We start from the raw sequence: 13419 nt of genomic DNA, 5'->3' as shown, positions 1-13419 counted from the left end.
AGAGGGCTGTCCGCTACTTTTGTTACGAGGAAGGGGATAGAGGCATGATGATAACACAAGACACTTTGAAAAAGAAGAACGAGGCGCAAAAAGATATCAGCACCTTTGTTATGAAATGCGGAGGCAGCACACTTGCTGCGCTTCCGGATGCTTTTTTTGAAGACCTGCAGAAGCTCCAAGTAGAAGGGATGCAGCCTGTCATTGTTCATGGCGGCGGTCCTGCAATATCTGAGAACCTGGCGAAGCTGGGGATTGAGACCGAATTTGTGAACGGACTTCGTAAAACGACCGAACCCGTTCTTGATGTTGTAGAGATGGTACTTGCCGGCAGCATTAACAAGCAGATCGTACGGCGAATCGAGTCTTCTGGCGGTAAAGCACTGGGCCTCTCAGGGGTGGATGGTGGACTCATTCAAGCGAAACCCGTCAGTAACCATGCAGAAGTAGGTCATGTAGGAGATGTCACCCGAATAGAAGCTTCTATTATTCAAGGGGTGCTGGATATGGGATATATGCCGATCATTGCTCCGATTGGAATAGATGGGGCTGGACAACGCTATAACATCAACGCAGACACAGCGGCAGGAGCAGTTGCTTCACACCTCGGGGCGAGCCGATTAATTGTGGTTACCGATGTGCCGGGAATTATGAAGAATGTGAATGGTGTGAAAAAAGTGCTGGGTACCGTAGCGGTGCAAGAGATACAGGATATGATTCAGACCGGCGAAATTTATGGAGGCATGATTCCCAAAGTAAAAGCAGCCATTGAATGTATTCAGGGGAAAGTGAAGGAAGTTATTATCGTCGATGGAAGTGAGCCAAGCGTGCTCAGCAGAGTACTTCAAGGTGAAGTGATCGGCACTCGAATTGTACGGATGTAATTCATAGGACTTCTAAATAAGTAAGTAGACGCAGTATACGCGTATTCATGGATAGGAGAGTGAAATAATTGACGATTACCAATTCATCTCAGCAGCCTGTAAAGGAATCACACACGGAACAGCAGGCGATAGCGACTACGACTACGGAGAGTTCCCTTTTTCCAACCTATGCTCGTTATCCGATAAGCCTTGTGAAAGGAAAAGGAAGTTATTTGTGGGATGATAAGGGTAATCAATATCTTGATTTCATGAGCGGACTCGCCGTGACGAATCTAGGACATGCGCCAGACCGAGTTATTGCCAAAGTAAAAGATCAGCTGGATGAATTGTGGCATGTATCGAATCTGTTTCATATCCCTGCTCAAGAGAAAGCGGCTGCGCTGCTTACGGCGAACACTTGTGCAGATGCTGTATTTTTCTGCAACAGCGGTGCTGAGGCGAACGAAGCGGCTATTAAACTGGCGAGAAGATATCAGCAAAAAGTACTGGGTAACGGTCGTTATGAAATTATCACTTTCAAGCAGTCTTTCCACGGACGCACACTGGCTACGCTGACGGCAACGGGCCAAGATAAGGTAAAAGAAGGATTTCTTCCTCTTCCTGAGGGATTTGTTCACGTACCTCTACACGATATTCCAGCGCTGAAAGAAGCGATTGGGCCGCATACAGCAGCCATTATGCTTGAGATGATTCAGGCAGAAGGCGGCATTCACATCGTAGAACCTGCTTTCTTGGCAGAGGTTAAAGCACTGTGTGAGGAACATGGACTGCTGCTTATTATGGATGAAGTTCAGACGGGAATGGGCCGGACAGGAAAATTGTTCGGACACGAACATTACGGTATTGAACCGGATATTTTCACTGTAGCAAAAGGAATAGCGAGCGGCTTCCCTGTGGGAGCGATGCTTGGTAAGGGATACCTGCGTGAAGCGTTCACAGCGGGCAGTCATGCTACGACTTTTGGAGGAACTCCGCTTGCTATGTCTGCCGTTCTTGCCACAGTAGAGACCATTCTTGAAGATAATCTTCCCGCTCGCGCTGCGGAGATGGGCGCTTATCTAATCGAGTCTCTGCGTACAAAGCTGATCGATCAAGATTTTGTTACTGAAATACGGGGACAAGGATTGATTGTCGGCATTGAGTGCAAAGAAGCCGTAGGTGACATAGTTCTTGCGGGACAGAAAAAAGGATTCTTGTTTGTTACAGCAGGACCAAACGTCATCCGTTTCCTTCCGAATCTATATGTGACTAAAGAAGAGATCGATACTGCGGTATCGCTGATTGCAATATTAATTGAAGAGCATGTCGCTGCCAAAGCACCCTTAGGAGGAGAATAGTATGGCAATTACAAAACTAAATTTGCACGGCCGGGATTTTATCGAATTTACAGATTACACAAAAGAAGAGATCGAGTATCTTCTGGATTTGGCCATTGATATTAAGAAAAAGCAGAAGAATGGTGAGGTTTATCAGCCGCTGAAGGGCAAAACCATTGGACTTATTTTTGAGAAGTCTTCCACACGTACTCGTGTATCCTTTGAAGTAGGGATGTTTCAGCTCGGAGGACATGCGCTGTTCCTTAGTAAAAATGATATCCAGCTCGGTCGCGGTGAGACGATTGGTGATACGGCCCAGGTGCTATCCCGCTACCTCGATGGAATTATGATTCGTACTTTTGCACACAGCAATATAACGGAGCTGGCGAAGTATGCGGATATCCCTGTCATTAATGGACTGAGCGATGATGCACATCCATGTCAGGTACTCGCTGACTTCCAGACCGTACTTGAGCATAAGGGCAAACTGAAAGGTCTCAAAATGGCGTATGTCGGTGATGGCAACAACATGGCGCATTCATTAATGCTCGGAGCAGCAAAGCTGGGTGTTCACGTATCCGTGGCAAGTCCGAAAGGATATGAACCGTCTGCAGCTATTGTGGATCAGGCAAAGAGCATTGCTACAGAAACAGGTGCTGAGGTTGTGGTAACAAACAGCGCGCAAGAAGCAGTACAAGATGCAGATATTATTTACACCGATGTGTGGGCAAGTATGGGATTTGAAGAGGAGCAAAAAGAGCGTGAAGCGGCTTTTGCTGACTATCAGGTAAATGAAGAGCTTGTAAAAGGAGCAAAACCAGATTATATCTTCTTGCACTGCCTGCCAGCACACCGTGGCGAAGAAGTGAGTGAGGGAGTTATTGACGGCCCGAACTCCGCCATCTTTGATCAAGCAGAGAATCGCCTGCATGCACAAAAAGCATTAATGGCCGCACTAATGGGTTAAAACCTTTCGAGCAGGCGATGTTCTACTAATGAATACAGTAACTTACTTTTTTCTTATAAAATGACAAAATAAATCGCGTTTGATGTTAGAATATGGAATAGACATGACAGAGTAGCTGATAGAGAGATTCGTTCCAGGGTTTTAGCACAGTGAGCGAGTGATAACAAAGCAGCCTGTGCTTAGGGGTTCGGTTTTTAATGTCGGAGGTTATGCACTACTGCTCAGGGTGAAGTTATTGAATGATGAACGACTTTTGGCTTTGCGAAGCAAAACAACCGGAGAGAATCAGTCAATAACGATCCCGTCCAATAACGATCCCAATCCATAAAGCACTCACCGCACTACATTGAAGAGCCCCCAGCCACCGTATAACGAGGAGGAAACAACATGGCAAAAGAGAAAATCGTATTAGCCTATTCCGGCGGACTAGATACATCCGTCATTCTAAAATGGCTGAAAGAAACATATGACGCAGAAATCATCGCCTTTACCGCAGATATCGGACAAAAAGACGAACTTGATGGCCTAGAGGAAAAAGCACTCGCTACAGGGGCATCCAAAGTATACATTGACGACCTTCGCGAAGAGTTTGCAAAAGACTTCATCTACCCAATGTTCCAGGCAGGGGCAATGTATGAAGGACAATATCTGCTCGGTACCAGTATTGCTCGTCCCCTGATTGCAAAACGGATGGTGGATATCGCTATCGCTGAAGGAGCGACCGCTATTGCTCACGGAGCAACGGGTAAAGGTAATGACCAAGTTCGGTTTGAGCTGAACGCGGCTGCACTTACACCGGATATTGCAGTTATTGCTCCATGGAGACTGGAAGAGTTCCGGAATCAGTTCCCTGGACGTGCAGAGATGATTGCCTATGCTGAAAAACATGGAATTCCTGTAACCGCATCCGCAGCAAAACCATACTCTACAGACCGTAACTTACTACATATCAGTTATGAAAGTGGTGTCCTTGAAGATCCTTGGTTTGATGCAACCACTCCTGAGAACAAAGAAATGTACTTACTGAGTAATGATCCTGAGGATGCACCGAATGAAGCAGAATATCTAGAGCTTGAATTTTATAAAGGTGACTGTGTTGCTTTGAATGGTGAGAAACTTAGCCCGCTGGAAGTGATGGAGAAACTGAATGAACTGGGCGGCAAACATGGAATTGGCCGTGTGGATATGGTGGAGAACCGTTTTGTCGGCATGAAGAGCCGCGGCGTGTATGAAACACCAGGAGGAACCATTCTATTTACAGCACATCGCAAAATGGAGTCCATCACGATGGACCGTGAAGTGATGAACCTGCGCGACAGTCTAATTACTCGTTACAGCACGCTCGTATATAACGGATTCTGGTTTGCTCCAGAACGTCTTGCTCTTCAAGCACTCGTTACAGAGAGTCAGAAGAACGTAACCGGAACGGTTCGTGTGAAGTTATACAAAGGAAACGTGATTGGCGCGGGAGTGAAAAGCCCGGTCAGCTTATATAATCCTGACATTGCTACGATGGAAGCAGATCCAACACAAGCGTACGATCAAGGAGATGCTACAGGTTTTATCCGTCTGAACGCGTTGAGACTAAAAGTAGGTTCCGGAGTAGCTCAGAATCAATAAAAGCAGCTGTAAAGGGTAAGGAGACGAAAGGCCGTTCCTTGATAAGTAATAGGGGCGGTCTTTGTCCATGAGAGGTGAAAGGGAGGCAGCGACATGAGTAAACTATGGGGCGGGCGTTTCACGAAACAAACGAATCATCTGGTAGAAGAATATACAGCATCGATTAACTTTGACAAAGCACTAGCAGAAGAGGACATTCAGGGCAGTCTGGCTCATGTGAGTATGCTAGGGAAGTGTGGCATTTTACCTCAGGAAGATGTGGAGACGATTAAAGAAGGGTTGCAGTCGGTACTTGGTAAAATTCGTGCAGGTGAGATCGAATTTTCCGTATCGGATGAAGATATCCACATGAATATTGAGAAGAACTTAATTGATCAGATTGGTCCAGTAGGCGGCAAATTACATACAGGTCGTAGTCGGAACGATCAGGTAGCAACGGATATGCATTTATACTTGCGTGCCCGGGTTATTGAAATTGTCGGTATGCTCCATACGCTGCAAGAAGCACTTATTGGGCAAGCGAGAGATAACGTGGATACCATTGTGCCAGGATATACCCATTTGCAAAGAGCGCAGCCGATCCTGTTTGCTCATCATCTAATGGCTTATGTGTCGATGTTCCAGCGGGATGCAGAGAGACTGATGGACAGTTACAAACGAATCAATGTTCTTCCGCTTGGTGCAGGAGCACTTGCAGGGACAACGTTTCCCATTGATCGTCATTTTGTAGCAGAACAGCTGCAATTTGATCGTGTATACGAGAATAGTCTTGATGCAGTGAGTGATCGTGATTTTATCGTTGAATTCCTTGCAGATGCCTCCCTGATCATGATGCACTTGTCCCGTCTTAGTGAAGAACTTGTGCTGTGGAGCAGTACGGAGTTTAGTTTCGTAGAACTGGATGATGCCTTCTGTACGGGAAGCAGTATTATGCCGCAGAAGAAAAACCCGGATGTACCGGAACTAGTTCGCGGTAAAACAGGCCGTGTCTATGGAAATCTCATAGGTCTGCTTACGGTTCTTAAATCCTTGCCGCTTGCTTATAACAAAGATATGCAGGAGGATAAGGAAGGCATGTTCGATACAGTAGCGACACTCGAAGGGGCTTTGCAGTTGTTTGCTCCAATGATTGCTACCATGAAGGTGAACAAAGATCGTATGCGTGAAGCGGTGAATAAAGATTTCTCTAATGCTACAGATATCGCAGATTTCCTCGTTAACAAAGGACTGCCTTTCCGTCAGGCGCACGAAGTTATTGGCAAAACGGTTCTTTATTGTATTCAGAACGGGAAATACTTGCTGGATCTGTCTCTAGATGAATTCACCCAATTCTCAGAGCTGTTTGATGAGGATATTTACGCTGTACTTCAGCCGGAAGCGGTCGTGAATGCACGGAATGTCTACGGGGGAACTGCCACTGAACAAGTATGCGATGCGATCAAACGGAGTGAAGCAATCATGCGGCTTACAGATCAGTGGCTTGTTGAGCATGCAGAAGCGTAAGCAATCTTAGCTACCCATTTTTAAAAATAGATCTAACTCACTAGAAATGTTTTCACAAGAGCGAGTTATACGCAAATATCAAAGATAAAGAGCAGCCCGGTGGCTGCTCTTTTTTATACATCAATAAAAATATAGCTATCAGATAACTACTAAGAGATAACTAAATTACAACTAAAAGACAGCTAGTTTGTCCATTATATAATAAAGGAGACTTAGAGAGGAAGCCACTTCAGCACATCCTGAATGCGGGCATCCCAATAACCCCATTCGTGTTCGCCGGGTCCTTCCATGTAGGTGAAATCCAGTCGTGTTTGTTCCGCGGCTGAGCGGAAACGAAGATTATCCTCATATAAAAAGTCTTCTGTTCCGCAACATTGGAACAGCTTCGGTTTAGGGCCATCCTTTTGTTCACATTGTTTTAATAGCCACATCAAATCATTCTCGGTATCTGTCACATGGTCACCAAAAATCCGTCTGAATTCGGTATTCGCTTGCGCAGGTTCATTCATCCGATCTAGATGATTTGCCATATCAAGTGCTCCTGACAGGCTTGCTGCAGCGGCATAGGATTCAGGCTTGCTTAAGGCGATCTTCATTGCGCCATATCCGCCCATGGACAATCCAGCCACAAAGTTATCCTCACGTGCAGCAGATAGAGGGAAGAAAGAACGGGCTAGAGTGGGCACTTCTTCTGATATGTACTTAAAATAAGCGCTTCCTTCTGCCATATCGGTATAGAAGCTGCGATGTGCGTTAGGCATAACGACAGCAATTCCGTAAGCTGATGCGTAGCGTTCAATGGCAGTACGGCGAAGCCAAATCGAGTCATCGTCAGATAGACCATGAAGAAGATAAAGTGTTTGATGAAGTCCATTGCTTTGTTTGGTATCGACACCAATCTGTGTAGCGGTTTGCTGAGGTAAAATAACGTGCATCGTCGTATTCATACCGAGTACTTCTGAATAGAAATGACATTGCATAAGTGCCATAATCGGAAAATCCCTCCCTATGTAAGATAAAGCATCATTGATACTCATCTAGTATAACGAAAGTCGGTGGATCATCGCCACTAAATAAAGCATCGAAGAGACTTCATCCACAGGTGTGAATAGAAGAATGGAGAAGTAAAAAGAAAGTCATTCACAATGTTATACCCATTTTGTGCATAACATTGTGTTATTCACAGACTCATCGCAAAATGATATTAGTAATTTCGTGTTTATGCACAATTCTATGCACATTACCCACAGTCAATCCTGTTTTTCCACGAATCCAATACCAATTTGTGAATAGAAAACAAAAAAACAATGGATTTTCAAAAAGTTATCAACAGGTTGGTAACTAAATAATAAATCTATTTTTCTACATAAATTTCTTTAAATAAAGAGAAAACAAGCGTCCCATCAATAAAAACAGAGAAATGAATGAAACATACATTTACAGCGTAACAATGTTATGTTACATTGTCTTCAGGGGGTTAGGATTACATGACTGAAGACTTAATATCTAAGAAAGAACTTTTGGAACAGACGGGAATATCATACGGTCAACTCTATCGTTGGAAGCGAAAAAACCTAATACCAGAGGATTGGTTTATACGTAAATCTTCTTTTACAGGACAGGAGACTTTTTTTCCTAGGGAAAGCATCTTAACACGAATTGACCGAATAAAAAACATGAAAGATGAACTTTCTTTGGATGAATTGGCCGATGTGTTCTCCCCTTCGGTGAGTAACAAGGTGCTTACCCGTGTAGAAATGGAGCAAAAACATCTGGTAACACCGATTTCAATACATCTTTTTTTAGAAAGTGGAAGTGAAAAGGAGAAACAAACTTTTTCTTTTGAGGAAATGCTGTGTATCTATGTTTTGGATCAGGCTCTTGCCAGTGGACAGATGAACCGGGAAGAAGGAATTTTACTTGTACAGACGTTCCAGACGTATTACAGCAAGTTTCAAGATAAAGGTTGTGACATCATTTTGACCCGAAAAATGGGAATCCCCCTATTTACGATGCTGACTACGGGAAGCGAAGTATATTTTGACACAGGTGTTAAGGAAGTTCTGCGTTTATCTCTAGGTACTTATTTGGAGCAGTTGAAAGTCAAATTGAGTGAATCGGAGGGGTTCTTATGAGGAACGAGCAGTCCAGACCAGACATAAATATTTCAGGTGTTGGCAAAGCATCGGGTGGTACCTATCGTCATGTTCGTGTAGATGGGGTTGGTAAATTTTCTGGTGATATCGATTGTGTGAGTTACGAAGTAAATGGTACATCGGGATTGCAAGGAAATCTTCGCTGTGAGCGGTATGTTGTGAATGGTTCAGCCAATATTCAGGGAACTGTCGTTGCGGATGAATATCAAGTCAATGGCAGCAGCAAGGTTGAAGGCGGTGTTAAAACAAAACAGACCCGAATTGATGGAGTATCATCCATTAGAGAACATCTGGAGACCGATAAATTGATTGTAAACGGGAAAGCGACGATTGATGGAAAATTGATAGGAAGCTGTGTAGAGGTAGCAGGTGGGATTACAGTAGGGAAAGACGTGGAATGTGAGACCATCGAAGTACAGGGCGTTTTCAAAATCAAGGGTATGCTGAACGCAGGAACCGTGGATATTATGCTTCATCATCGTTGTGAGGTAGAAGAGATTGGCGGGGAACAAATTCAGGTACGCCGTAAATCGAAGGTAAGATTACTGGATCAATTCGTACCTGCTATGACACCTAGACTGAAGACCCACATTATAGAAGGGGACGATATCTATCTAGAACATACGCATGCGGGTACAGTCAGAGGAAGCCGGATTATCATCGGTCCGGGTTGCGAGATTGGTGTAGTGGAATATAGCGTATCTTACGAGCAAGATCCAGAATCTCAAGTAGGGCGGCAGATCCAGGTGTAAGGCGGAAGTGGGGAGGAAACATAGATGATAACAGGATACAGGAGCGAATACATGGATAAAGACATTAAGATAACAGGCACCGGAAGTTCTAATGGAGGCACCGTTCGAAACGTAAAGGTTGTAGGAGAAGGTGTGATTCATAGTGATGTGGAGAGCCAGTATTTTAAATGTACGGGTACAGCGGCGGTAAATGGGCATCTCCGGAGTAATCAGATTAAGCTTACGGGAAGTCTTCATGTCCAGGGCGATGTATACGGAGATTCCATTAAAACGAGCGGACAGTTCGAAGTGGGTGGGAAACTGGAAGTCCGGCATGTGAAGCTAAACGGAGATACGGTCGTTAAACGTTCCATTCATAGTGAGCATTTTAAAGCATTTGGCTCGGTTCGCCTTCATGGCGATTGCAGTGCAGAACAATTGAGGATTAAAGGGGCCATTGAGACAGAGGGGATGCTGAATGCTGAACACATCGATATTGGATTGTATGGGCTCTGTAAAGTTGCCGAGATCGGCGGTCACAAGATTGAGATTAAACGAACGCTGATATCTTCTCTCTTCCATATGTTTAACCCTAAGCGCCAAAGTAATCTGATCGCGGACACGATAGAAGGTGATGTGGTGCATCTAGAGCATACAGAAGCTAAAGTAGTAAGAGGACGTAAGGTTTATATTGGTCCTGGGTGCCGAATTGGGCTTGTCGAATATAGTGAGTCCTGCAAGAAGCATTCAGACGCAGTGACAGAGGTTTGCAACCAGATCGGTTCGTTATAGATGAATGAGCAGGTGTAATACACCATGAATCGGTTATAGAAAATAAAGAAACCCGGACGTATGCACCATACTAGCCCGGGTTATTATTGTGCGCGCATGGATGCAGCGCTCTTTTTCTATTGAAATTTAGCCAGCGTCTTCCGTACGAACTCCATCTTCCACGGGAGGGGTGTCCGAAGAGGGCGGCGATGGAGGTGGTTCTTCCTCCTGAGCAGCACGGTTTACAGCAAGAACTCGGTCTTGCGGCCGATAGGTGTCTTTAGATATCAACTTACGAGAGACGACTTCTCCGTTTACCTTCTTGATTTGATAAGAAGCAACGACATATCCGGTTGAACCGGCCTGGCGCACCATCTCGCTTCCTGGGGAAAGGGAATGATCTGATACATAGGTGAGCGGAGCTGAGAGTGTTTCGAGAAGTTCGGTATCGAGTTCGTAACTTACATTCTCCGGAAAAGTTCCGAAGAAGGAGACATTCAGTTCGCGGTCTTTTACCTCTGCTTTAATAAGAAGGTGTTTATCTGTCGTGTTTTTAAAACGGAAATTAATGTACCCCGATGCAAAAGTTGCATCAAGACCCTTAGGAAGATAACTGACGGGAAGCGAATGATTCCTTCTCTCGACAATCTCTAGTCCTGTTCGCAGGGCTGCATTATATAGTGTGCTGGATACCTGGCATATACCTCCCCCGACACCGGGTACTAACTGACCTTTTACAATGACCGGCGCTTCCTGAAATCCACTCTCCTTTTCTGCTTTTTCCACGATACTGCCATAATCAAAAATATCCCCTGGTTTTAAAATAAGCCCGTTTAACGCGCTGGCTGCAGCGCTGACATTATGTGCTCTTCCTTCTCCACTTGATCCAAGAGACGTCACCACTTCAATGATCTTCCTTTCAATCCCTTCTTCTTTTAGAGAAGCAATGGTAACGGAGGGCTTCAACTCTTGGAGGGGAAGGTCGATAACTATACTAGGCGGCTCTTTATCTTTCTTATTAAGTAATGAAAAATGGTCAGGTATGACTTGAGATATAATCGCATCCATTTGATCCCACTTAATCCGCTGTACATTTTGTTCCGGTGTATAAACGACTTCGTCGTTTGGTGTAATTTTCCGAACTGCATTTACGGGATTTCCGAAATGCTTTTCTTCCCAGGCTGGAGTGAGTTTTTGTTTGAGATGATCAGGAACTATGCTAACCTCTAGCTTCCATTCCTTAGTGAAATGCCAGCGCTGAACTACTCTTTGGACGAGTCCGCCTTCTGAAAGAGTACGTAAAGCTTGTTTGAATTGATCGGCTTTGTACGTCACTCCCGCATCAGCCAGTGTTAGTTTCGTTTCGGAAATAGGATTGTTCTCGGACTTTACTCCCAGCGGAAGGTTTTCAAGTGCTGTGAGTTTCTGTTCTAACTCCTGTAGCACGGTATCCTTATTCTGCCCTCCTACAGACCACCCGGACAAATGAACTCCTGGGGGGATTTTGGACTGGTGAGCGTACATGTATAGCCAGCCGAAGATAAAAGCGAATAAGAGAGAAAGAAACGCGAAAACAATGAACGAAATGTGAACTTTTTTCATATAGAACTCCTCTCAGACTTCTGTTTTCCCGGTGTTAGGAACACTCTTTCAATATATGCGGAAGGAGAGGAAATCTTTCGGCTACTCAAAAGGTAACAAATTTGTTACAATGAGAGACATCTTGATGAAAATCGAGAGATTTTAAAGGAAATCATTGGAAAGTGTCGAAATGAGCAAAAGAAGCTACTAATGCAACGGGAAGTGATGATGTGATTGAGTTACAAGACGTGTGGAAGACCTATCCGAATGGTGCGCATGCGCTTCAAGGCGTTTCGGTGAAGATCGACCGCAATGAATTTGTTTATATCGTCGGCCCCTCTGGAGCGGGCAAATCGACTTTTATGAAATTGATTTACAGAGAAGAAGTACCGACTAAAGGTCAAATATCAGTGAACGGATTTAATATTGGAAAGTTGAAACATCGTAAGATTCCTTATGTCAGAAGAAATATTGGGGTTGTCTTTCAGGACTTCAGACTGCTGCCCAAGATGACGGCATATGAGAATGTTGCTTTTGCTATGGAGGTTATTGAAGCCCCTAAGAAGCATATCAAGAAACGTGTAATGGAAGTTCTCGATCTGGTAGGCCTTAAGGAAAAGGCAGACCGCGAGCCGGCACAACTCTCTGGCGGCGAGCAGCAGCGGATTGCGATTGCAAGAGCCATTGTGAATAATCCTTCCGTCATTATTGCGGATGAGCCTACCGGCAACCTGGATCCCGAGACGTCCTGGGGAATTATGCAGCTTCTTGATGAAATTAATTTCCGGGGAACGACCATTGTTATGGCTACGCATAACCGTGACATCGTGAACAAGATGAGAAAACGGGTTATTGCGATCGAAAAAGGCCACATCGTTAGAGACGAGCTGAGAGGGGAATACGGCTATGAATTTTAGTACCTTCTTGCGCCATCTGCGGGAAGGATTCAAGAGTATTTTCCGCAACGGTTGGATGTCTATTGCCTCCATAACGTCTATTGTTGTTTCTCTATTGATTTTAGGAGTGTTTGTTCTCTTGGTCGTGAATGTTAATTCGATCGCCGATAATGCGGACAGCCAGGTAGAGATCAGTACGTACCTGCAGCTGAATGTAGATGAGGAGCTTCGTACAACATTACAAGAAGAAATTGCAGCGATGCCAGAGGTAAGTTCGATCGCGTTTGTTCCTAAAGATCAAGGATTGGCTGAATTTAAAGAAAAGCTTGGTGAAGATCAACAAGAACTTTTGGAAGGCTTTGATGTAGATAACAACCCGCTTCCAGACACCATTCGAGTTGAGCTTATTGATCCGAGTACCGTTGATTTTGTAGCGGAGAAGATTGAAGCTCTGAATGAGAAATATACTGAGAAGCCTATTATGAAAGTTAATTTTGGTGAAGAGACGGTGGAGACGTTGTTCAAGATTACACGTCTGATCCGGACCATAGGTTTTGTATTTGTTGCCGGACTTGCACTAATGTCTATGTTCCTGATTTCCAACACGATTCGCGTGACGATCCTGGCAAGACGCCGGGAGATTGGGATTATGAAGCTAGTTGGTGCCACGAATGCATTCATTCGTTGGCCATTTTTTGTGGAAGGTGCACTTATCGGCCTTATCGGTTCACTTATTACGATCGGAATTTTATTTGCTGGTTACAACCAGCTGCTTATTACCGTACAGGAAGATATTATTATTAAAATGCTGAACCTGGTACCTTTATCCAGTCTATGGGCTTGGCTCGGAGGTTCACTTCTCATCATGGGAGTACTCGTTGGCGTTCTAGGCAGCACATTGTCTATTCGTAAGTCACTGAAAGTCTAATTGATAACTACATTTATGACGGCTGTCCCGGTTTAGGGGCAGCTGCTCATCACAATAAGAAAATAATTT

General features: G+C 44.6%; 13 protein-coding genes. 11 read left to right on the top strand and 2 right to left on the bottom strand.

Going from position 1 to position 13419, the window contains the following annotated elements; genetic code table 11:
* Nucleotides 1-44: 44 nt before the first annotated feature.
* The 6 genes from argB (at nucleotide 45) to argH (ending at nucleotide 6287) form a co-directional block, all read left to right on the top strand.
* Nucleotides 45-881, top strand: a complete 837-nt coding sequence (gene argB / locus KJS58_RS02990; protein ID WP_213530356.1) for an acetylglutamate kinase — start codon at nucleotides 45-47, stop codon at nucleotides 879-881.
* 128 nt (nucleotides 882-1009) lie between these two features.
* On the top strand, nucleotides 1010-2218 hold the full coding sequence (locus KJS58_RS02985) for an acetylornithine transaminase (RefSeq protein ID WP_249716904.1): 1209 nt from the start codon (nucleotides 1010-1012) through the stop codon (nucleotides 2216-2218).
* Nucleotide 2219: 1 nt separating this feature from the next.
* Entirely contained in the window at nucleotides 2220-3164 is a 945-nt protein-coding gene (gene argF / locus KJS58_RS02980) for an ornithine carbamoyltransferase (protein ID WP_213530352.1), read from the top strand.
* A 157-nt stretch (nucleotides 3165-3321) separates the two neighbouring features.
* Entirely contained in the window at nucleotides 3322-3492 is a 171-nt protein-coding gene (locus KJS58_RS02975; RefSeq protein WP_213530350.1) for a hypothetical protein, read from the top strand.
* Nucleotides 3493-3551: 59 nt separating this feature from the next.
* Entirely contained in the window at nucleotides 3552-4784 is a 1233-nt protein-coding gene (locus KJS58_RS02970) for an argininosuccinate synthase (RefSeq protein WP_191800454.1), read from the top strand.
* Nucleotides 4785-4877: 93 nt separating this feature from the next.
* Entirely contained in the window at nucleotides 4878-6287 is a 1410-nt protein-coding gene (gene argH / locus KJS58_RS02965) for an argininosuccinate lyase (RefSeq protein WP_213530348.1), read from the top strand.
* A 212-nt stretch (nucleotides 6288-6499) separates the two neighbouring features.
* Here argH and KJS58_RS02960 read toward each other — a convergent pair whose 3' ends face one another.
* The gene (locus KJS58_RS02960) at nucleotides 6500-7276 is read right to left on the bottom strand and encodes an alpha/beta hydrolase (RefSeq protein WP_213531010.1); all 777 of its coding nucleotides are present in this window, start codon (nucleotides 7274-7276) and stop codon (nucleotides 6500-6502) included.
* A 498-nt stretch (nucleotides 7277-7774) separates the two neighbouring features.
* On the opposite strand from KJS58_RS02960, the gene KJS58_RS02955 reads away from it, so the two are divergent.
* From KJS58_RS02955 to KJS58_RS02945, 3 genes are read left to right on the top strand one after another with little or no spacing between them, the layout of a single operon-like run.
* On the top strand, nucleotides 7775-8422 hold the full coding sequence (locus tag KJS58_RS02955; RefSeq protein WP_213530346.1) for a YhbD family protein: 648 nt from the start codon (nucleotides 7775-7777) through the stop codon (nucleotides 8420-8422).
* Nucleotides 8419-9195: a polymer-forming cytoskeletal protein gene (locus KJS58_RS02950; RefSeq protein ID WP_213530344.1), complete on the top strand. Its 777-nt coding sequence runs from the start codon at nucleotides 8419-8421 to the stop codon at nucleotides 9193-9195. Before KJS58_RS02955 ends, KJS58_RS02950 begins: the two co-directional genes overlap by 4 nt.
* A gap of 51 nt (nucleotides 9196-9246) precedes the next feature.
* Nucleotides 9247-9966 carry a hypothetical protein gene (locus KJS58_RS02945; RefSeq protein ID WP_213530342.1) on the top strand — a complete coding sequence of 240 codons (720 nt, stop codon included), beginning with the start codon at nucleotides 9247-9249 and terminating at the stop codon, nucleotides 9964-9966.
* A 126-nt stretch (nucleotides 9967-10092) separates the two neighbouring features.
* On the opposite strand, the gene KJS58_RS02940 is transcribed toward KJS58_RS02945, so the two are convergent.
* The gene (locus KJS58_RS02940; RefSeq protein WP_213530340.1) at nucleotides 10093-11547 is read right to left on the bottom strand and encodes a VanW family protein; all 1455 of its coding nucleotides are present in this window, start codon (nucleotides 11545-11547) and stop codon (nucleotides 10093-10095) included.
* Nucleotides 11548-11756: 209 nt separating this feature from the next.
* Here KJS58_RS02940 and ftsE point away from each other — a divergent pair, with 209 nt between their 5' ends.
* Together ftsE and ftsX are read left to right on the top strand one after the other, a co-directional pair.
* The gene (gene ftsE, locus KJS58_RS02935) at nucleotides 11757-12443 is read left to right on the top strand and encodes a cell division ATP-binding protein FtsE (RefSeq protein ID WP_160032769.1); all 687 of its coding nucleotides are present in this window, start codon (nucleotides 11757-11759) and stop codon (nucleotides 12441-12443) included.
* On the top strand, nucleotides 12433-13350 hold the full coding sequence (ftsX, locus tag KJS58_RS02930) for a permease-like cell division protein FtsX (RefSeq protein ID WP_213530338.1): 918 nt from the start codon (nucleotides 12433-12435) through the stop codon (nucleotides 13348-13350). Before ftsE ends, ftsX begins: the two co-directional genes overlap by 11 nt.
* Nucleotides 13351-13419: the final 69 nt, after the last annotated feature.

This window comes from Paenibacillus sp. J45TS6 (assembly GCF_018403285.1).
Classification (GTDB): Bacteria; Bacillota; Bacilli; order Paenibacillales; family Paenibacillaceae; genus Paenibacillus.
The sequence above is the reverse complement of the archived record's forward strand: the minus strand, read 5'-3'. Positions and strand labels throughout refer to the sequence as shown.

Excerpts from the sequence above, each read along its gene's own strand:
- argB (WP_213530356.1), top strand. The coding sequence starts at position 45 with ATGATGATAACACAAGACACTTTGAAAAAGAAGAACGAGGCGCAAAAA.
- argF (WP_213530352.1), top strand. The coding sequence starts at position 2,220 with ATGGCAATTACAAAACTAAATTTGCACGGCCGGGATTTTATCGAATTT.
- KJS58_RS02970 (WP_191800454.1), top strand. The coding sequence starts at position 3,552 with ATGGCAAAAGAGAAAATCGTATTAGCCTATTCCGGCGGACTAGATACA.
- argH (WP_213530348.1), top strand. The coding sequence starts at position 4,878 with ATGAGTAAACTATGGGGCGGGCGTTTCACGAAACAAACGAATCATCTG.
- KJS58_RS02960 (WP_213531010.1), bottom strand. The coding sequence starts at position 7,276 with ATGGCACTTATGCAATGTCATTTCTATTCAGAAGTACTCGGTATGAAT.
- KJS58_RS02955 (WP_213530346.1), top strand. The coding sequence starts at position 7,775 with ATGACTGAAGACTTAATATCTAAGAAAGAACTTTTGGAACAGACGGGA.
- KJS58_RS02950 (WP_213530344.1), top strand. The coding sequence starts at position 8,419 with ATGAGGAACGAGCAGTCCAGACCAGACATAAATATTTCAGGTGTTGGC.
- KJS58_RS02945 (WP_213530342.1), top strand. The coding sequence starts at position 9,247 with ATGGATAAAGACATTAAGATAACAGGCACCGGAAGTTCTAATGGAGGC.
- KJS58_RS02940 (WP_213530340.1), bottom strand. The coding sequence starts at position 11,547 with ATGAAAAAAGTTCACATTTCGTTCATTGTTTTCGCGTTTCTTTCTCTC.
- ftsX (WP_213530338.1), top strand. The coding sequence starts at position 12,433 with ATGAATTTTAGTACCTTCTTGCGCCATCTGCGGGAAGGATTCAAGAGT.